The organism is Tardiphaga sp. 813_E8_N1_3 (assembly GCF_051811025.1).
Taxonomy (GTDB): domain Bacteria; phylum Pseudomonadota; class Alphaproteobacteria; order Rhizobiales; family Xanthobacteraceae; genus Tardiphaga.
Genome location: NZ_JBPWQE010000001.1, coordinates 4,460,556 through 4,477,475, shown reverse-complemented (window position 1 = coordinate 4,477,475; position 16,920 = coordinate 4,460,556). Strand labels below are relative to the sequence as shown.

The 16,920-nt window shown below is 62.1% G+C and carries 19 protein-coding genes; 14 read left to right on the top strand and 5 right to left on the bottom strand.

Annotated elements, in window-relative coordinates; all coding sequences use genetic code 11:
- Positions 1-161 precede the first annotated feature (161 nt).
- The 4 genes from AB8A33_RS21215 to AB8A33_RS21200 all read left to right on the top strand — a co-directional run bounded on the left by AB8A33_RS21215 (position 162) and on the right by AB8A33_RS21200 (position 2,781).
- Entirely contained in the window at positions 162-632 is a 471-nt protein-coding gene (locus AB8A33_RS21215) for a hypothetical protein (RefSeq protein WP_439094583.1), read from the top strand.
- A gap of 86 nt (positions 633-718) precedes the next feature.
- Positions 719-1,420 carry a ribonuclease T2 family protein gene (locus AB8A33_RS21210; RefSeq protein WP_439094582.1) on the top strand — a complete coding sequence of 234 codons (702 nt, stop codon included), beginning with the start codon at positions 719-721 and terminating at the stop codon, positions 1,418-1,420.
- Between the two features lie 32 nt (positions 1,421-1,452).
- The gene (locus AB8A33_RS21205; protein WP_439094581.1) at positions 1,453-2,313 is read left to right on the top strand and encodes a 23S rRNA (adenine(2030)-N(6))-methyltransferase RlmJ; all 861 of its coding nucleotides are present in this window, start codon (positions 1,453-1,455) and stop codon (positions 2,311-2,313) included.
- Positions 2,314-2,565: 252 nt separating this feature from the next.
- Positions 2,566-2,781, top strand: coding sequence for a cold-shock protein (locus tag AB8A33_RS21200; protein WP_068731145.1), 216 nt, complete (start codon positions 2,566-2,568; stop codon positions 2,779-2,781).
- Positions 2,782-2,917: 136 nt separating this feature from the next.
- On the opposite strand, the gene AB8A33_RS21195 is transcribed toward AB8A33_RS21200, so the two are convergent.
- A complete protein-coding gene (locus AB8A33_RS21195; RefSeq protein ID WP_439094580.1) occupies positions 2,918-3,538 on the bottom strand; it encodes an outer membrane protein in 621 nt (206 codons plus the stop codon).
- Positions 3,539-3,855: 317 nt separating this feature from the next.
- On the opposite strand from AB8A33_RS21195, the gene uvrC reads away from it, so the two are divergent.
- The 6 genes from uvrC to AB8A33_RS21165 all read left to right on the top strand — a co-directional run bounded on the left by uvrC (position 3,856) and on the right by AB8A33_RS21165 (position 10,043).
- The gene (gene uvrC, locus AB8A33_RS21190) at positions 3,856-5,949 is read left to right on the top strand and encodes an excinuclease ABC subunit UvrC (protein ID WP_439094579.1); all 2,094 of its coding nucleotides are present in this window, start codon (positions 3,856-3,858) and stop codon (positions 5,947-5,949) included.
- Positions 5,950-6,071: 122 nt separating this feature from the next.
- The gene (gene pgsA / locus AB8A33_RS21185; RefSeq protein ID WP_439094578.1) at positions 6,072-6,683 is read left to right on the top strand and encodes a CDP-diacylglycerol--glycerol-3-phosphate 3-phosphatidyltransferase; all 612 of its coding nucleotides are present in this window, start codon (positions 6,072-6,074) and stop codon (positions 6,681-6,683) included.
- Entirely contained in the window at positions 6,680-6,931 is a 252-nt protein-coding gene (gene moaD, locus AB8A33_RS21180; protein ID WP_068731149.1) for a molybdopterin converting factor subunit 1, read from the top strand. Before pgsA ends, moaD begins: the two co-directional genes overlap by 4 nt.
- A 25-nt stretch (positions 6,932-6,956) precedes the next feature.
- Positions 6,957-7,427, top strand: coding sequence for a molybdenum cofactor biosynthesis protein MoaE (locus tag AB8A33_RS21175; protein WP_439094577.1), 471 nt, complete (start codon positions 6,957-6,959; stop codon positions 7,425-7,427).
- A complete protein-coding gene (prmB, locus tag AB8A33_RS21170) occupies positions 7,427-8,500 on the top strand; it encodes a 50S ribosomal protein L3 N(5)-glutamine methyltransferase (protein WP_439094576.1) in 1,074 nt (357 codons plus the stop codon). The genes AB8A33_RS21175 and prmB overlap by 1 nt, the downstream gene beginning before the upstream one ends.
- Positions 8,501-8,645: 145 nt before the next feature.
- Positions 8,646-10,043: an MATE family efflux transporter gene (locus AB8A33_RS21165; protein ID WP_439094575.1), complete on the top strand. Its 1,398-nt coding sequence runs from the start codon at positions 8,646-8,648 to the stop codon at positions 10,041-10,043.
- Between the two features lie 60 nt (positions 10,044-10,103).
- Here AB8A33_RS21165 and AB8A33_RS21160 read toward each other — a convergent pair whose 3' ends face one another.
- The gene (locus AB8A33_RS21160) at positions 10,104-11,216 is read right to left on the bottom strand and encodes a branched-chain amino acid aminotransferase (RefSeq protein ID WP_439094574.1); all 1,113 of its coding nucleotides are present in this window, start codon (positions 11,214-11,216) and stop codon (positions 10,104-10,106) included.
- Between the two features lie 234 nt (positions 11,217-11,450).
- Here AB8A33_RS21160 and AB8A33_RS21155 point away from each other — a divergent pair, with 234 nt between their 5' ends.
- From AB8A33_RS21155 to AB8A33_RS21145, 3 genes are read left to right on the top strand one after another with little or no spacing between them, the layout of a single operon-like run.
- A complete protein-coding gene (locus AB8A33_RS21155) occupies positions 11,451-12,017 on the top strand; it encodes a MarR family winged helix-turn-helix transcriptional regulator (RefSeq protein ID WP_439094573.1) in 567 nt (188 codons plus the stop codon).
- Positions 12,014-12,739, top strand: coding sequence for a response regulator (locus AB8A33_RS21150; protein ID WP_439094572.1), 726 nt, complete (start codon positions 12,014-12,016; stop codon positions 12,737-12,739). Before AB8A33_RS21155 ends, AB8A33_RS21150 begins: the two co-directional genes overlap by 4 nt.
- Positions 12,740-12,756: 17 nt before the next feature.
- Positions 12,757-14,145, top strand: coding sequence for an ATP-binding protein (locus AB8A33_RS21145; RefSeq protein ID WP_320447006.1), 1,389 nt, complete (start codon positions 12,757-12,759; stop codon positions 14,143-14,145).
- On the opposite strand, the gene proC is transcribed toward AB8A33_RS21145, so the two are convergent.
- From proC to AB8A33_RS21130, 3 genes are all read right to left on the bottom strand, one after another.
- On the bottom strand, positions 14,146-14,979 hold the full coding sequence (proC, locus tag AB8A33_RS21140; RefSeq protein ID WP_439094571.1) for a pyrroline-5-carboxylate reductase: 834 nt from the start codon (positions 14,977-14,979) through the stop codon (positions 14,146-14,148).
- 70 nt (positions 14,980-15,049) lie between these two features.
- On the bottom strand, positions 15,050-15,481 hold the full coding sequence (locus AB8A33_RS21135) for a GNAT family N-acetyltransferase (protein WP_439094570.1): 432 nt from the start codon (positions 15,479-15,481) through the stop codon (positions 15,050-15,052).
- A complete protein-coding gene (locus tag AB8A33_RS21130; protein ID WP_089261805.1) occupies positions 15,478-15,978 on the bottom strand; it encodes a YbjN domain-containing protein in 501 nt (166 codons plus the stop codon). The genes AB8A33_RS21135 and AB8A33_RS21130 overlap by 4 nt, the downstream gene beginning before the upstream one ends.
- Before the next feature lie 422 nt (positions 15,979-16,400).
- Here AB8A33_RS21130 and AB8A33_RS21125 point away from each other — a divergent pair, with 422 nt between their 5' ends.
- Positions 16,401-16,913 carry a 6,7-dimethyl-8-ribityllumazine synthase gene (locus AB8A33_RS21125; protein WP_439094569.1) on the top strand — a complete coding sequence of 171 codons (513 nt, stop codon included), beginning with the start codon at positions 16,401-16,403 and terminating at the stop codon, positions 16,911-16,913.
- Positions 16,914-16,920: the final 7 nt, after the last annotated feature.

Sequence of the window (16,920 nt, the reverse complement as noted above, 5' to 3'; positions counted from 1 at the left end):
CTCCATCGTCGTTATGGGCACCTTAGAGGGCATCGGCGACGCTGAAAAGAACGCCGTCCAGGTTCTGACAGAGTTGTGCGCTGGGTGTGGCCGCGATGCACTTGACCCTGCACGGGCTTCGCGGCACGTTCCGGGAACAATCATCAGACGGCGGATTCCCCATGCGCGACCTCATTTCATCCTGGAAGAAAGCCGTCCTGGCTGCCGTTACGGGCGCCGTTCTCGGGCTTATGACCCTGGCTCCGGGCGCACAGGCTGCGAACCTGCTTGAGCTGAACTTCTGGCTGTCCGGGCCGAACTACGAGGGCCGTCTGGCCGATTGCGAAGCTGGTCTCTCGACGATTTCGTCGCAGTTCCAGGACAAGGAAAGCACCTTCTGGAATTCTGCATTGCAGATCACCGGCTTCAGCCGCGTCCATGAGACGGCCTTCCGCCCCTGGACCTCCGACAACATGCCGCGCCGCTACTGCACCGCCGACGCGATGCTGACCGACGGCAAGACGCGCCAGGTGCACTACTCGATCATCGAGGATGGCGGCTTTGCCGGTTACGGCCAGGGCGTGGAATGGTGCGTCGTCGGTCTCGACCGCGACTGGGCCTATAACCCGCGCTGCCGGGCGGCGAAGCACTAAGCTTCGTTTGCGGATCCAATCTATTTTGTTCTTGAATTGTTCTTGATGCCTGACTAGGCTTGCCCTTCTCAGGGGTGGGGCGCGTCATGTTTGAGGCATTTCGACTTGTCATTTCGCGAAAGTTTTTGTCGCTCGCGTTTCTCTCGCTTGCGGCGCTGACTGCCTATCCGGCCTCGGCACAGGACCGCCGACAAAATGCGCCGGGCGAGTTCGACTTCTACGTATTGTCGCTGTCATGGTCGCCGAGTTTCTGCGAGGCGGCACAGGAGCGCGGTGGCAACAACCGCTCGGCCCAGATCCAATGCGGCGGCCGTCCCTATTCTTTCGTGGTTCATGGCCTCTGGCCGCAATATGACCGCGGCTTCCCGAACTATTGCGAGCGGCCATCGCCCCGGCTCGCGCGCAATATCATGACGTCCATGCTCGATCTGATGCCGGCGCCCGGCCTGATCTTCAATGAGTGGGACAAGCACGGCACCTGCTCCGGCCTCGGCCAGCGCGGCTATTTCGAAGCCATCCGCAAGGCGCGCGCCGGCGTCAAAATTCCCGACGAATTTCTCGATCTGCAGCAGGCCAAGACGATTGCGCCGGACGCGATCGAGGAAGCCTTCATCAAGGTCAATCCGGGCCTCAGCAATTCGGCCATCGCCGTGACCTGCGATCGTAACCGCCTGACCGAGGTCCGGGTCTGCATGAGCAAGGATCTCCAGTTCCGCGCCTGCGAGGAGATTGACCGCCGCGCCTGCCGCCGCGACCAGGTGGTGATGCCGCCGATGCGAGGCGGCTAGCTCAACCGGCATTCCTAGCGTACTGCTGGCGAATGAATTATCGACACGCCTTTCACGCCGGCAACTTTGCCGATGTCATCAAGCATATCGTGCTGGTCCGCATCCTGACCCATCTGCAGGAGAAGCCGGCGCCGTTCCGCGTCATCGACAGTCATGCCGGCGCCGGGCTCTATGACCTGACCGGCGATGAAGCCACGCGCTCCGGCGAATGGACCACCGGCATCGCGCGCGCCTTGCAGGCGCGGTTCAGCGAAGCCAGTGCGCCGCTGGTCGCGCCCTATCTCGACATCGTCCGGTCATTCAATGCGCCGCGCGAACTCAAAGCCTATCCCGGCTCGCCGCTGATCGCGCGCGCCTTGATGCGGCCGCAGGACAGCATGGTGTGCTGCGAGGTCGAGCCGCAGGCGCGCAAGAAGCTGGTCTCTGCGCTACGCAGGGACGAGCAGGCGCGCGTCGTCGATATCGACGGCTGGGTGGGTCTGCCGGCCTATGTGCCGCCGAAGGAACGTCGCGGTGTGGTGCTGATCGATCCGCCCTATGAAGACAAGAACGAGTTCGCGCGGATGGCTGCAGTGTTCGAGCAGGTCTATGCCAAATGGGCGACCGGCATTTACGTGCTGTGGTATCCCGCCAAAAGCCGTCGCGCCACCGATGAGCTGGCGCAGCACGTCGCCGCGACGGCCGCTGCATCCGCTACACCTGGTAAATGCCTGCGCCTCGAATTCAGCGTTGCACCGCAAACGGCGGATGGTCCGCTGACCTCGACCGGACTTTTGATCGTCAATCCGCCGTGGAAGCTTGCTGCCGAGCTCAAGGAAATCCTGCCGCAGCTGGAGAAACCGCTTGGTCTTGGCGGCGCCGGACGCTTCCGGCTCGAGACGGCGAAGCCCTGACGTCGCACGGCCTGTGCTGAACTACGCAAACTCCAACTACCAAACGGCGCCCCAAAAACGGTAGTCAATCCCGGCGGAACCGTATTAAGCTGCTGTCATTATGACTGGCTTTACGTTCCGCTTCCGCGAATGGTTGCGGCGGAGTGACGTGGCCCAAATCGATATTGAAACAAGGCCTAGCTTCCGTGGAGTGAATGTCCGGTCGGTCGCAGCGCGAAAGCGCCGCGGCGGAGCATTGCGGGGAGGGACCCGATGGGCATGAGCGGTACGGTCAAGTTTTTCAATGGCGAGCGTGGCTACGGCTTCATCAAGCCAGACGATGGCGGTCGGGACGTGTTTGTGCACATCACCGCAGTCGAACGCGCCGGGCTGAAGGACTTGATCGAAGGACAGCGGATCACCTTCGAGGTCGAGCCCGACAAGAAGGGCAAGGGCCCCAAAGCGGTCAATCTGGTCATCACAGGATAGCGACGGATCCAGCTTGGGAGTGGGCATAAAAAAATCCCGGCCGCAGCGCGGCCGGGAGTGGATGGCGATGGTTTCTTGTACTTGGAGATGAAGTACTTGAAGACGAAGTCCGGACGCGAGGCGTCCGGAGCCGGACTTAGAAGTGATAGTTCACGCCGATGCGCACGGTGCCGAAGCTGAGCGCGCTGTCGGTGCCGGTGAGCGTGTAGGTGTTCTTGGACAGATCGACATAGAGATATTCGATCTTGGCGGTCCAGTTCTGGTAGATGCCGACTTCGGCGCCGACACCCGCGGTCCAGCCGACCGAAGTCTGCGACTGCTGCAGACCGTTCAGCTCAGCCTGCAGGCTGCCGAAGGAGAGACCGGCGGTGCCGTAGAGCAGCACGTTGTTGAAGGCGTAGCCGATGCGGCCGCGCGCGGTGCCGAACCAGGGGTTCGAGAACTTGTAGGTGGCGAAGCGGTCATCCGCGCCAGTGCCCTGCAGATCGCCTTCGAGACCGAACACGATGTTGCCACTCTGCCAGTTGTAGCCGCCCGTGACGCCGCCGGCGATGCCCGAGGGCTTCGCGCCGGTGTTGGAGACGCTGCCCCATTCGTAGCCGAGATTGGCGCCGAGATACGGGCCGGCCCAGCTATAGGCGTTGAGCGGCTGCGCGACGGTATAGGGCGCGCGCGACCGGTAAGGCATGTCCGCCGCATGTGCTGTGGTCGCACCTGCAGCCACGAGGGCGACTGCCGCGAACGCAAACTTACTCATCTCAACTCTCCAAAATACGCGTTACTGCCGGCCCATGGGCGCGCGCTCGGGATCTGCCGAACGAAGCCTTAGGGTTACGGAATTCCATCATTGATCGAGACGATTTATCGAGAGTTTTAGATTAAGCGGTCGTTAACGGCCCTCAGCGGCGCCGTATTGGCGTTAAAAGAGTCTTACTTTTGACAATCCGCGAATTTCCCGGGCGGACAGCCAAAATCCTGTGGCTTGCTGCGAGCACCCGGGAAACCGGTTGTTGCACGGGCATTTGGGTCGGTCGGATGCTGGCGATGACCCGCCGCAGCGCCTAAATTGGGCTCATGATTCAAGACCCCACCGAGCCGCTGCACGAGACATCATCCGAGCCCGCGGCAGAGCCAGGTTCCGACAGCCCTAGTTCCGGACAGGGCATCCAGTCCACCTTGCAGGCGCCACCCGATCTCGAACCGGAACCCGCGGCGGCCGACGACGAGGAAGACGGCGCGCTCCCGGATGCTGGCGATGACGATTTCGGCGACGTGGTCGCCGAGGGCCCGCTGGCGATCGGCCGCGCGGCCATCGAACATGCCGTGCGCCATGCGCCGACATCGCCGGGCGTCTACCGGATGCTGAATGCGGCCAATGACGTGCTGTATGTCGGCAAGGCCAAGAACGTGAAGAAGCGGCTGTCGTCCTATGCAAGGCCAACCGGGCAGGTGATGCGCATCGCCCGCATGATCGCGGCTACGGTGGTGGTTGAGATCATCTCGACCGCGACCGAGACCGAGGCGCTGCTGCTCGAGGCCAATCTCATCAAGCAGCTGCGTCCGCGCTTCAACGTGCAGCTCCGCGACGACAAGTCCTTTCCATATATTCTGATCTCGGGCGATCACTGGGCGCCGCAAATTCTGAAGCATCGCGGCGCACAGTCGCGGCCCGGCCGCTATTTCGGTCCATTCGCGTCGGTCGGCGCGGTCAACCGCACCATCACGGCACTGCAGCGTGCGTTCCTGGTGCGGTCGTGCACGGATTCCTTTTTCGAAAGCCGCACGCGTCCGTGTCTTCTGTATCAAATCCGCCGCTGCTCTGGCCCATGCACCGGCGAGATCGATTTTCCCGGCTATACCGAACTGGTGCGTGAGGCGAAGGACTTCCTGTCCGGGCGTAGCCGCGCGGTGAAGCAGCTGCTTGCCGGCGAAATGGAGAAGGCCTCGGAGGAGCTTGCCTTCGAGCGCGCCGCGCTGTATCGCGACCGCCTTGCAGCCTTGTCTGCCATCCAGTCGCAGCAGGGCATCAATCCGCGCACTGTCGAAGAGGCCGACGTGTTCGCCATCCATCAGGAGGGCGGCTATTCTTGTGTCGAGGTATTCTTCTTCCGCACAGGCCAGAACTGGGGCAACCGCGCTTACTTCCCGAAGGCGGAGAAGTCATACACGCCGGAGGAAGTACTGGGCTCGTTCCTGGCGCAGTTCTACGAGGACAAGCCGCCGCCGAAGATGGTGCTGCTGTCGCATGCCATCGAGGAAAGCGAATTGCTGGCCAGCGCGCTTGGCGTCAAGGCAGGTTTCAAGGTCGAGGTGCTGACACCGCAGCGCGGCGAAAAGAAAGAGCTGGTCCTTCACGCGCTGACCAATGCCCGCGAGGCGCTCGGCCGCAAGCTCGCCGACACGGCGACGCAGACGCGTCTCCTGGAAGGCATGTCGAAAATGGCGGGCATGTCCACCGTGCCGAAGCGCATCGAGGTCTATGACAACAGCCATATCCAGGGCACCAACGCGGTTGGCGCCATGATCGTGGCGGGGCCGGACGGCTTCATCAAGAATCAGTACCGCAAGTTCAACATCAAATCGGAAGGGCTCACGCCCGGTGACGACTACGGGATGATGAAGGAGGTGCTGCAGCGCCGTTTCAAGCGGCTGCTGGCGCCGCCGGTCGAAGGGGAAGCGGCCAAGCCGAAGGACGATGACGTGCCGCTCTGGCCCGATCTGGTCATCATCGATGGCGGCCGCGGCCAGCTCAATGCAGTGAAAGAGATCTTCGACGAGCTGAAACTGACCGATGTGACCCTCATGGCGGTGGCCAAGGGGCCGGACCGCGACGCGGGCCGCGAAACCATGTTCATTCCCGGCCGCGATGCCATCAAGCTCGAGCCGCGGGACCCGGTGCTGTATTTCATCCAGCGGCTGCGCGACGAGGCGCATCGGTTCGTCATCGGATCGCACCGCACACTGCGCAAGAAGGACATCCGTGAGGCCGGATTGCAAGAAATCCCGGGGATCGGCCCGACCCGCAAGCGGGCACTCCTGCACCATTTCGGAACGCTGAAGGAGATCGAGCGGGCCTCGGTGGGCGACCTTGGCAAGGTTCCCGGCATCTCGGCCGAGAGCGCCCGCAAGATTTTCGACTTTTTTCACCCCCAGCCGGGGGCCAGATGACCGCCAATATGAACGAGACGTAATCTGGCTGTCGCATGCCCCAGGGCAGTTTTGCGGTAAACTAAGCCGCTCCAGCTTCTCTGGCGGTTGACCTCTGCGCTCTGGCAGTATTGGTAAGACGGATGACAGTGACCACGAGACGGGCCGCGAATTCCGCGATGTCCCTGCCAAATATCCTGACCATGACCCGCATCGCCGCCATTCCGGTGGTGGTCGGCTGCATCTATTCGCAGTCGATCATGGATGGCCCGCTATGGCTGCGCTGGGTCGCACTGGCCGTCTTCATCGGCGCTGCGGTCACGGATTTTCTCGATGGCTATTACGCCCGGATATGGAATCAGCAATCGGCTTTTGGCCGGATGCTCGATCCGATCGCCGACAAGCTGCTGGTGGCCTCCTGCCTGCTGATGCTGGCGGCCGATGGCATCATCCATGGCTGGACCCTGTGGGCTGCCATCGTGATCCTGTGCCGCGAGATTCTGGTTTCGGGCCTGCGCGAATATCTCGCCGCGCTCCGTGTCAGCGTCCCGGTCACCAAGGTGGCGAAGTGGAAAACGACGGCCCAGCTGATCGCGATCGGCTTCCTGCTGGCCGGCGAGGCCGGCGATCAGGTGATCCCGATCACCACGCAGCTCGGCTTGCTGTTGTTGTGGATTTCCGCGCTCGTCACCATCTATACGGGCTACGACTATTTCCGTTCCGGCATTCATCACCTCATCGCGGAGGATGCATGAAGGTTGTCTACTTCGCCTGGGTGCGCGAGCGCATCGGCAAGGCCGAAGAGACGGTCGAGCCGCCAGCAGCCGTGCGCACCGTCGGCGATCTGATCGGATGGCTGAGCACGCGCGGCGACGAATATGCCTATGCGTTCGAAACACCGAAAGTGATCCGCGCCGCCATCGACCATACCCATGTGCGGCCCGACACCGTCATCGCTGGCGCCCGCGAGATTGCATTCTTCCCGCCGATGACCGGCGGCTGATTCTAGCAACGACTGCGTTGACCTCATGACCTCCAACGTGACCATTCGCATCCAGGATGCCGATTTCGACGTTTCCAGCGAAATCGCGGCGCTGACGGCAAGCCGTACGGACATCGGCGCAGTCGTTACGTTCAGTGGTATCTGCCGTGGCAGCGAGGGCAGCGGCGACGCCACCACGGCGCTGACGCTCGAGCATTATCCCGGCATGGCCGAAGCAGAGATAGCGCGTCATACTGAGGAAGCGCTGACCCGCTGGCCGCTGACCGGATTGACGATCGTTCACCGCGTCGGCCGCATCCTGCCCGGCGAGAATATCATGGTGGTGCTGACCGCGTCGGCACATCGCCAAGCGGCGTTTCAGGCCGCCGAATTTCTGATGGATTACCTCAAGGCGCATGCTCCGTTCTGGAAGCGCGAGGAAACCGCCGGTGGCAGCAACTGGATTGCTGCGAAGACCGACGATGACGACGCTGCGGCGCGCTGGGATAACAACTGATGGCCAAGAAGACCGTGAAGACGACCGCCAAGAAGGCGGTCAGGAAGTCTGCGACGAAGGCTCCTGCAAAGGTCAAGACTTCTAAAAAAGCAGTGACTTCTTCGAAGAGCAAAACTTCCGTGAAGAAGATCGCGACTGCGAGTGTGCCGAAAGTCGAGCCCGGCGAGCTCGCGACGTTGTTGGATTACGTGCGCTACGCCACCAGCCGTTTCATCGAGGCCCGGCTTTCTTTTGCGCATGGCACCACCGACCCCGTAGCTGAAGCCGCCTTTATCGTCTGCGCAGTGCTGCATCTGCATCCCGACCAGTTCGAGAATTTTGCCATGGCGCGGATAACTGCGGCTGAAGGCAAGCAGATCCTCGACATCATTCATCGCCGCGTGACCACACGCAAACCGGCGGCCTATCTGGTCAACAAGATCTATATGCGCGGCCTGCCGTTCTATGTGGACGAGCGCACCATTGTGCCGCGGTCTTTCATCGGCGAATTGCTGGATTCTCATTTCAGCGGCGATGACGGTGAAGGCGGCTCACTGATCGACGATCCCATGGATGTTGAAAGCGTGCTGGATCTCTGCACCGGCTCAGGTTGCATCGCGATCCTGGCCAGCCAGTCGTTCCCCAATGCGCAAGTCGATGCTGTTGATCTGTCTCCGGCAGCACTCGCTGTCGCCATGCGCAACGTCATCGATTATGGTCTCGACGAGCGACTGACGCTTTACAAGGGCGATCTGTTCGAACCGCTCGGCGATACCCGCTACGATCTCATCATCACCAATCCGCCTTATGTCGATGCGCAGGGCATGGCGGATTTGCCGGATGAATGCCTGGCCGAACCGGCCATGGCTTTCGATGGCGGCGATGACGGACTCGACATCGTCAGGAAGATCATTGAACAGGCTGGCGATCACCTGAACCCGCATGGCGGTTTGTTGTGTGAAATCGGTCGCGGCCGCGCCAATGTCGATGAAGCCTTTCCCGATCTGCCGCTGATCTGGCTGGACACCGAAGACTCCGAAGGCGAGGTGTTCTGGGTATCCGCTGCTGCGCTGCAGGGTCGCGGCGCCGGCTAGTCCGACATCTGGCCAAACACGCCCGTAGCGTTTATCACGGCATCTTCACGCGAATTTTGATGTGTGAATGTCCGGCATCGTTGTCGGACGGATTTTGACGCGACAGCCCTTGCAGCCGCGTCACTCAAATCGAGTGAAGGATTCCATGCTGCTGGCTGTCGGTCAGAAGGCTTTGACGCGCGATCTGTGGCTCGCCGAGTTGCGGGCGATGCTGGCGCTCGGCTGGCCGCTGGTGCTGACCAATCTGGCGCAGATCGCACTCACCACGACCGACGTAATCATTCTCGGCCGCGTGAGCGCGGAGGCTTTGGCTGCGTCGGCGCTGGGCGTGAATCTCTATTTCGCGCTTCTGATATTCGCCATCGGCCTCGTCACGGCGACATCGCCGATGATGGCGGAAGCGATTGGTCGCAAGTTGCATGCGGTGCGCGACGTCAGGCGAACATTCCGGCAGGGTTTGTGGACAGCCCTGATCGTCTCAGTGCCGGCATGGATCGCTCTCTGGCATGCCGAGCGGATCTTGTTGCTGTTCGGTCAGGAGGCGCAGGCCGCCGCCGACGCCCAGAGCTTCGTGCATATGCTGCAATGGGGCTTCTTGCCCGCGCTGGGCTTCATCGTGCTGCGCTCATTCGTTGCCGCCGTGCAACGCCCGCTCTGGGCGCTGGTAGTGACGGGCGTCACCATTTTGTTCAATGCTGCTGCCAACTGGGTTCTGGTGTTCGGCCATCTCGGATTTCCGGAGATGGGTCTGCGCGGTTCCGGCCTTGCGACCACGCTGTCGAACATCTTTCTGTTCGCAGTCTTTGCGTTCGTCTTCGCATGGCATCCGAAGTTTCGGCGTTATCATTTGTTCGGCAACTGGTGGCGCGCCGACTGGCCGCGCCTCGCAAAGCTATGGCGCATCGGTCTGCCGATCGGCGCGACGCTCGCATTCGAAATTACTGTCTTTAATGCGGCGGTGTTCCTGATGGGGCAGTTTGGAACGGCCGCCATCGCGGCGCATGCGATTGCAATCCAGATCGCATCGATCTCCTTCATGGTGCCAATGGGACTGAGCCAGGCGGCAACTGTCCGCGTTGGATTGGCCAAAGGCGCCGTGGATCGCGATGGCATCACGCGAGCAGGATGGACTGCATTTGGCCTTGCGGTGGCATTCATGGCGTCGATGAGCATGCTGTTGCTGGTTGCGCCGCGTGTCCTGATTGGCGCCTTTATCGATCTGAGCAATCCCGCCAATGCCGTCGTCATCGACACGGCAATGTCGTTTCTGTTTTGCGCGGCGGTGTTCCAGATTGCGGATGGCGCGCAGTCGGTCGCTGCAGGGATGCTGCGCGGATTGCAGGATACGCGCGTGCCGATGATCTTTGCCGCATTGGGCTATTGGGGCTTCGGCATGGGTCTCAGCCTGCTGTTCGCATTCAAGCTGGGCTTCGGCGGCGTCGGTATCTGGATTGGGCTGGCAGCGGGTCTGGCGGTTGTTGCACCGGTCATGCTCTGGCGTTGGACCCGGCGCGAGCAACTCGGCCTCGTATTGGCGACGTAACAAACAAAAATGCCGCAGCCTCGAAAGGCCGCGGCATTTGTCGCCTTGAAGCGCTCGCGCCTACAGAACCTTGCGGATCCAGTTGTGCGGGTCTGGCGCGCGGCCGTACTGAATGTCGACCAGCTGTTTGCGCAGCCCCATCGCAACGGGGCCTGCGGTGCCGCCATTGATGGTAAAATCACCGCTCGCAGAGCGCACCTGGCCAATCGGCGAGATGACTGCCGCCGTGCCGCAAGCAAAAGCCTCCTTCAGCTTGCCGCTGGCAGCGTCAGCACGCCACTGGTCGAGCGTATAGGGCTCTTCGCGCACCTGCGTGCCCTTATCCTTCGCCAGCGCGATGATCGAATCGCGTGTGATGCCTGGCAGGATCGTGCCGAGCGGCGGTGTCAGCAGCGAACCGTCCTCGAACACGAAGAAGATGTTCATGCCGCCAAGTTCCTCGATGTAACGGCGCTCGACCGCATCGAGGAAAACGACCTGATCGCAGCCGTGACCGATGGCTTCGGCCTGCGCACGCAGACTTGCGGCGTAATTGCCGCCGCATTTGACGGCGCCGGTGCCGCCGATCGCAGCGCGCGTGTAGTTCTCTGACACCCAGATCGACACTGGGGCGGGTCCCCCCTTGAAATAGGAGCCGACCGGCGAGGCGATGACAGCGAAGATGTATTCCGCGGACGGCTTCACGCCGAGGAAGATCTCGCTCGCGACCATGAAGGGGCGCAGGTAGAGGCTGCCTTCGCCTGATGGAATCCAGGCGCGGTCGATGCGCACGAGTTGCTCGACCGCTTCGATGAACACGGCCTCGGGCAGCGGGGCCATGGCCATGCGATCGGCCGAATTCCGGAAGCGCTTGGCATTGGCATCGGGACGGAACAGATTCACGCCGCCGTCTTCGCGGACATAGGCCTTGAGGCCTTCGAAAATCTCCTGCGCATAATGCAGGACGGCCGCGGCCGGATCGAGCGGGAAATTCGCGCGGGATTCGACGCGCGCGCCATGCCAGCCATCCGTCTGGTTGTAGCGGACGATGGCCATGTGATCGGTGAAAACCCGGCCGAAGCCCGGATCCTTGAGCTTCGTCGCCCGGTCCGCATCGGACACGGCATTCGCCGCGGGTTGCACGTCGAACTTCAGCCAGGTCGCGCCATCGACTTTATCGAACGAAATTCCCATGACCTTACTCCTAGCTTGCGACGCGGCGGCTAGTGGCGTCGTCGATGTTCTACGTCAAGTCCGGACCCACGGCAAAAGCGTTTGCGGCCCCGGTTGATGACCGAGGACAGGCTTTAGCGCCATGCCGAAGTCCGGTATGGTTCTCAGATCGGCCCTATTTGGACCATGCGGCGCGAGTTCTAATATTTCGTCGCGATGGTCAGTTTTGTAAGATTGAACCCAAGATATGTCAATATGGTTGACGTAAATTCCAAGGACACGGCGTCACGATCGCTTGAGACGATCCAGCGGCAATCCAGCGGCGATCCTGCGAAACCGCCTCGTTGGGACATCATCGAGCTGTTGTTCTTTGCCTATCGCGACTTCGTCGGCGATCCCGACGACGTGCTCGACCAGTTCGGTTTCGGGCGCGCCCATCACCGCGTCGTGCACTTCGTGCATCGCTATCCCGGCCTGAAGGTCGCCGATCTGCTCGATGTCCTGCGCATCACGAAGCAGTCGCTGGGCCGTGTCCTCAAGCAATTGCTCGATGAAGGGTATATCGTTCAGAAATCCGGCGAAGCCGATCGGCGGCAACGGCTTCTTTTCGCCACGGCCAAGGGTGAAGCTCTCGTTGCGCAGCTCGCGGGTTTGCAGACCGATCGCATCAACCGCGCGCTCAAGGATTTTACGTCGGTCGAAGTTGAAGCGATCGGCAGGTTTCTCTCGGCGATGATCGACCGCAATGATCCCGACAAGGTGCTGCAGGTCATCTTGGGCCACGCATCCGCCAAAACTGACGGCAGGACGAACAAGACATGATGTTAGCTCAGGCTGCCAAACGAATGCCGGTGCCATTGGCCGACGATGCGCCGCATCTGCTCCTGGTCGATGACGACCGCCGTATTCGCGATCTCCTCTCGCGCTTTCTCTCTGGCGAAGGCTACCGCGTCACCACGGCGCCGAGCGCCAAGGAAGCGCGCGCCAAGCTGCTCGGTCTGCATTTCGATCTCCTGATCCTCGATGTGATGATGCCAGGCGAGACCGGCTTCGAGCTTGCGCGTTTCATTCGGACGTCCTCGGCCGTGCCGATCATCATGCTGACGGCGCGGCACGAGGCGGAAAGCCGGATCGAGGGATTGCAAATCGGCGCCGACGACTATGTTGCCAAGCCGTTCGAGCCGCGCGAACTGGTGCTGCGCATCGCAAATATCCTGAAGCGCAGCGCGCCGGTGCCGGTCGAGCGCGCGGAGTCTCTACAGTTCGGGCCTTATGTGTATCACCTCGTGCGCGGCGAACTACGCCAGGGCGACGAGATCATCCATCTCACCGACCGCGAGCGTGACATGCTGCGCGTGCTGGCTGCGGCGCCCGGCGAGACCGTGCCGCGCGGTGAACTCACGGGCGGCGGTGGCACCGTGAACGAGCGTGCGGTGGACGTGCAGATCAATCGTCTCCGTCGCAAGATCGAGACCGATCCGGCCAATCCGCTGTTCCTGCAGGCCGTGCGTGGCATCGGCTATCGCCTCGTCGCGTCGCCATAGTCGATGAAGTTTGCACGATGACCACACTCGACACCGGCATCACCATCCTCCGCTCTGCGGCGGGCCGAGTCTCCGCGGCGCACAGTCTGATGGGCCGGCGCTTCAAGAGTGTGATGCCGACGGGCCTCTATGCCCGTACGCTGCTGATCATGATCGTGCCGATGGTGTTGCTGCAGTCGGTGGTCGCCTTCGTCTTCATGGAGCGGCACTGGAACACGGTGACGCGCCGCCTGTCGCAGGCCGTGGTACAGGACATCGCGACGCTGATCGACGTGTACAAGGTCTATCCGCAGGATAAGGACCGCACGCAGATCAAGGCCATCGCACAGCAGCGCCTTGGCCTCGTGGTGGATTTCCTGCCGCTCGGCGACATGCCGCCGCCCGGTCCGAAGCCGTTCTTCTCGCTGCTCGATCAGGCGCTGTCGGTCCAGATAGGTCGGCAGATTACGCGGCCGTTCTGGATCGACACCGTTGGCCGCTCCAATCTCGTAGAAATTCGCATCCAGCTCGATGATGCTGTGATGCGCATCTTCGCCCAGCGCAGCGCGGCCTACGCATCGAATTCCGAAATCTTCCTGTTCTGGATGGTGGGGACGTCCTCGATCCTGCTGATCGTCGCGATTCTGTTCCTGCGCAACCAGATCCGCCCGATCCTCAAGCTCGCTGACGCCGCGGAGAGTTTCGGCAAGGGCCGCGAAGCGCCGAATTTCCGGCCGCGCGGCGCACGCGAGGTCCGTCGTGCCGCCAATGCCTTTATCGAGATGAAGGCGCGTATCGAACGCGCGATGGAGCAGCGCACCGCGATGCTCGCCGGCGTCTCGCATGACCTGCGCACCATCCTGACCCGCTTCAAGTTGGAACTGGCGCTGATCGAGGACGGTCCGGAAGTCGACGGCATGCGCAAGGATATCGACGAGATGTCGGGCATGCTTGAGGCCTATCTCGCCTTTGCGCGCGGCGACAGCGGCGAGCAGGCGCAGCCGACCGACATGGCTGCGGCGCTGGAAGAACTCCGCAGCGATGCCGAGCGCAACGGCCACAAGGCGACGGTCACGTTCCACGGCCTGCCGATTGTCACGGTGAAGCCCGCGTCATTCAAGCGTTGCCTCGGCAATCTCGTCTCGAACGCCGCGCGCCATGCCAACGACATCGCCATCACCGGCCATCGCGATCATCGCTATCTCACGGTCACGGTGGACGACGACGGCCCCGGTATTCCCGCCGACATGCGCGAGGAAGTGTTCAAGCCGTTCCTGCGGCTCGACGACGCGCGCAATCAGGACGAAGGCGGCACGGGTCTTGGCCTCGCCATCGCCCGCGATATCGCGCGCTCCCATGGCGGCGATATCACGCTGATGGATAGTCCGATGGGTGGTTTGCGGGCGGTGGTGCGGGTGCCGGTCTAGTTACTTCGCCAATTCCTTCGACCGGGCGGTTGCCGCAGCAATTGCGCGCGTCAGCAACGGCTCGAAACCATCATCGGCCATCAGCACATTCAGTGCAGCAGCAGTGGTGCCGCCGGGCGACGTGACGTTCTTGCGCAGCGTCGCCGCGTCGAGATCGGATTGACGGAGGAGCTCGCCCGAGCCGGACACCGTCTCGCGAGCAAGCTTCATCGCGAGTTCGGGCGGCAAGCCGGCAGCAATGCCGGCACGAGCCATTTCTTCGGCCAGCAGGAACACATAAGCAGGCCCCGAGCCGGAGACGGCGGTGACGGCGTCGATCAGGCTCTCGTCCTCGACCCACTCGACTGATCCGGTGGCGCGCAAGAGCGCGTCGGTCAGGCCGCGTTGCTCCAGCGATACGTCGCTCGCGGCAACCGCCACGGTGATGCCGCGGCCGATGGCGGCCGGCGTGTTCGGCATCGCGCGCACCACCTTGCCGCCGCAGGTCTTGGCGATGCCGGAGATGGTCGTGCCAGCCATGATCGAGACCACGAGGGATGATCCGGCGATTGTGCGCAGCGTCGGCCCGACTTCGGCGAACATCTGCGGCTTCACAGCGAGGACAAGTGCGGCGACAGCGCCGATGTTCCTCACGTCCGGATTGAGACGGGCGCCCTTCGCCCCGAGCGCCTTGATCTCGTCGGAGACATACGGATCGATCACGATGGCGCGTTTGGGATCGAGGCCGCCGGCGATCCAGCCCGTCAGCATCGCGCCGCCCATCTTGCCAGCGCCGGCCAGCACGATGTGGCCGTCGATGGTGTTGAGCGCGCGTGAGGTCGTGGAGGAGGTCATCGCAAAATCCCGGCTGTCAGAATGGCCGGGACCATATCATTGCGGAGCAGGGTGCACAGCCTGAAGCGGTCTAGACGAAGCTCTTTTTCAGGAAGTAGCGCGGGCCGCCGCGTGGGTAGTCCGGGATTTCGCCAAACACTTCATAGCCCTGCTTCTCGTAAAAGCTCCGCGCCTGAAACCAGTAGGTATCGAGCCACAGACCGATGCAGCCGCGCTCCCGTGCGATCTCTTCCGCCTTGGCGAGGACCTTCGAGCCGATGTCCTGGCCGCGGAACTGCTCGGGCACGACGAACAGCTCGACGAAACACCAGTTAAACGCGGTCTTGCCCCAGATGCCGCCGATCGGCTCGCCGGTCGCTGGATCATGGATCAGGATCGAGAGCGGCTGGTGGTTGTTGGGGCCAACGGTCTTGGTATTGTAGGCCAGCAGCGCATTTGCGACTACCAGCCGTTCGGCCTCGCCGGGCGCATCCGGAACGGTGATAGTCGGCGCGTTGGTCATGCTTCGCCGGCGGTGTCGAACATCGCAGCAGACATCGCTTCGGCTGCGGTCTTGCCGGCCCACACCACGAACTGCAATGCCGGATAGTAGCGCTCGCAGGAATGGATCGCCGAGACGAGCATCGCTTCGCACTGCGCGGTCGTCGCGGTGAGGCCATCGGGCAGCACCAGCGCCTGCCGGTACATCACCATGCCTGAGTGAGTCCAGATATCGAAATGACCGACCCACATCTGTTCGTTGATCGCGGCGATCAGGCGCTGCACTTCGGCGCGGCGTGCGGGTGGAATCTTCATGTCGAAGGCGCAGGCCAGATGCAGCGCCTCGATCTCGTTCATCCAAGTGAAGGAGAGCTGGTAATCGATCCAGTCACCTTTGGAAACAATTGTGACTTCGTCTTCGCCGGAGCGCTCGAACGCCCAGTTATGATCGGCGGCAATATCCTCGACAACGGCGAGCGGGTTGAGCCGTGAATCGATAGTACCTTCGAGGAGTGACATGCCGTCGCGACCTTGCTCTTGAAATGTGATGATGCAAACAGCTGGCCGGTACGCGAAAATGTCGGAGCGTCGCTGCAGGCTGCAAGTTCTATTCGTCCAGACCTTGCGAGTTTGAAGTGATGTGATTTGCGGAATCTGCGCAACGGCACCACGAATCCATCCACAACCAAACAGCACCTCATCCACAGGTCATCTCGCCGCAATGAGAACAAACCGGAATCGGATTCCCGGATTGCGAGTCTGTGCGGCGCGTCCTCGCGCACCGCGAGTCCGGTTGGGGTGGTAACTATTGATTCTTCCGCGCGGCCTGCAAGCTTCCCCCGCCTCGCAGGAGCCCCGTTTGGTCCCGATACAGCCTGTGGATGACCTTGCTGCGCTGGTTCGGTTTCGGCATAGTTCGGGCGCAACGAAAGTATCAGGCCATGAACGACACGACGTCCGAGTCCTCCGTAATCCAGCACCCGCACTTCGCCAAGCCGCAACGCGTCGCCTTCGTGCAGTCATCCTGGCATCGCGACATCGTTGCGCCCTGTTGGGCGTCGTTTCTAAGTGAGATCGAGGCGCGCCATATCAGCCCGTCGCAGGTCGATCTGTTCGAAGTGCCAGGCTCGTTCGAGATCCCGCTGCATGTCCAGGTGCTGGCCAAGACGCGGCGCTATACGGCCATCGTCGCGGCCGGCCTTGTGGTCGACAGCGGAACTCGCGGTTTCGTGGCCGACACCGTCATCCGTGCGCTGATGGATGTGCAGCTACGCACCGAGATCCCGGTGTTTTCGGCCGTGACGGCGCCGGAGGATTTTCACGAGACGGAAGAGCGAGCGGCATTCTTCCGCAAGCACTTTGCGGAGAGCGGCCTCAAGGTTGCCGCCGCCTGCGCCGAGACCCTCCTCAGTCTGGAACGTCTGCGCGGTCAGGTAGCGGCGGGGATCGTGTAGAAGCGCG

Excerpts from the sequence above, each read along its gene's own strand:
- AB8A33_RS21215 (WP_439094583.1), top strand. The coding sequence starts at position 162 with ATGCGCGACCTCATTTCATCCTGGAAGAAAGCCGTCCTGGCTGCCGTT.
- AB8A33_RS21210 (WP_439094582.1), top strand. The coding sequence starts at position 719 with ATGTTTGAGGCATTTCGACTTGTCATTTCGCGAAAGTTTTTGTCGCTC.
- AB8A33_RS21205 (WP_439094581.1), top strand. The coding sequence starts at position 1,453 with ATGAATTATCGACACGCCTTTCACGCCGGCAACTTTGCCGATGTCATC.
- AB8A33_RS21200 (WP_068731145.1), top strand. The coding sequence starts at position 2,566 with ATGGGCATGAGCGGTACGGTCAAGTTTTTCAATGGCGAGCGTGGCTAC.
- AB8A33_RS21195 (WP_439094580.1), bottom strand. The coding sequence starts at position 3,538 with ATGAGTAAGTTTGCGTTCGCGGCAGTCGCCCTCGTGGCTGCAGGTGCG.
- uvrC (WP_439094579.1), top strand. The coding sequence starts at position 3,856 with ATGATTCAAGACCCCACCGAGCCGCTGCACGAGACATCATCCGAGCCC.
- pgsA (WP_439094578.1), top strand. The coding sequence starts at position 6,072 with ATGACAGTGACCACGAGACGGGCCGCGAATTCCGCGATGTCCCTGCCA.
- moaD (WP_068731149.1), top strand. The coding sequence starts at position 6,680 with ATGAAGGTTGTCTACTTCGCCTGGGTGCGCGAGCGCATCGGCAAGGCC.
- AB8A33_RS21175 (WP_439094577.1), top strand. The coding sequence starts at position 6,957 with ATGACCTCCAACGTGACCATTCGCATCCAGGATGCCGATTTCGACGTT.
- prmB (WP_439094576.1), top strand. The coding sequence starts at position 7,427 with ATGGCCAAGAAGACCGTGAAGACGACCGCCAAGAAGGCGGTCAGGAAG.
- AB8A33_RS21165 (WP_439094575.1), top strand. The coding sequence starts at position 8,646 with ATGCTGCTGGCTGTCGGTCAGAAGGCTTTGACGCGCGATCTGTGGCTC.
- AB8A33_RS21160 (WP_439094574.1), bottom strand. The coding sequence starts at position 11,216 with ATGGGAATTTCGTTCGATAAAGTCGATGGCGCGACCTGGCTGAAGTTC.
- AB8A33_RS21155 (WP_439094573.1), top strand. The coding sequence starts at position 11,451 with ATGGTTGACGTAAATTCCAAGGACACGGCGTCACGATCGCTTGAGACG.
- AB8A33_RS21150 (WP_439094572.1), top strand. The coding sequence starts at position 12,014 with ATGATGTTAGCTCAGGCTGCCAAACGAATGCCGGTGCCATTGGCCGAC.
- AB8A33_RS21145 (WP_320447006.1), top strand. The coding sequence starts at position 12,757 with ATGACCACACTCGACACCGGCATCACCATCCTCCGCTCTGCGGCGGGC.
- proC (WP_439094571.1), bottom strand. The coding sequence starts at position 14,979 with ATGACCTCCTCCACGACCTCACGCGCGCTCAACACCATCGACGGCCAC.
- AB8A33_RS21135 (WP_439094570.1), bottom strand. The coding sequence starts at position 15,481 with ATGACCAACGCGCCGACTATCACCGTTCCGGATGCGCCCGGCGAGGCC.
- AB8A33_RS21130 (WP_089261805.1), bottom strand. The coding sequence starts at position 15,978 with ATGTCACTCCTCGAAGGTACTATCGATTCACGGCTCAACCCGCTCGCC.
- AB8A33_RS21125 (WP_439094569.1), top strand. The coding sequence starts at position 16,401 with ATGAACGACACGACGTCCGAGTCCTCCGTAATCCAGCACCCGCACTTC.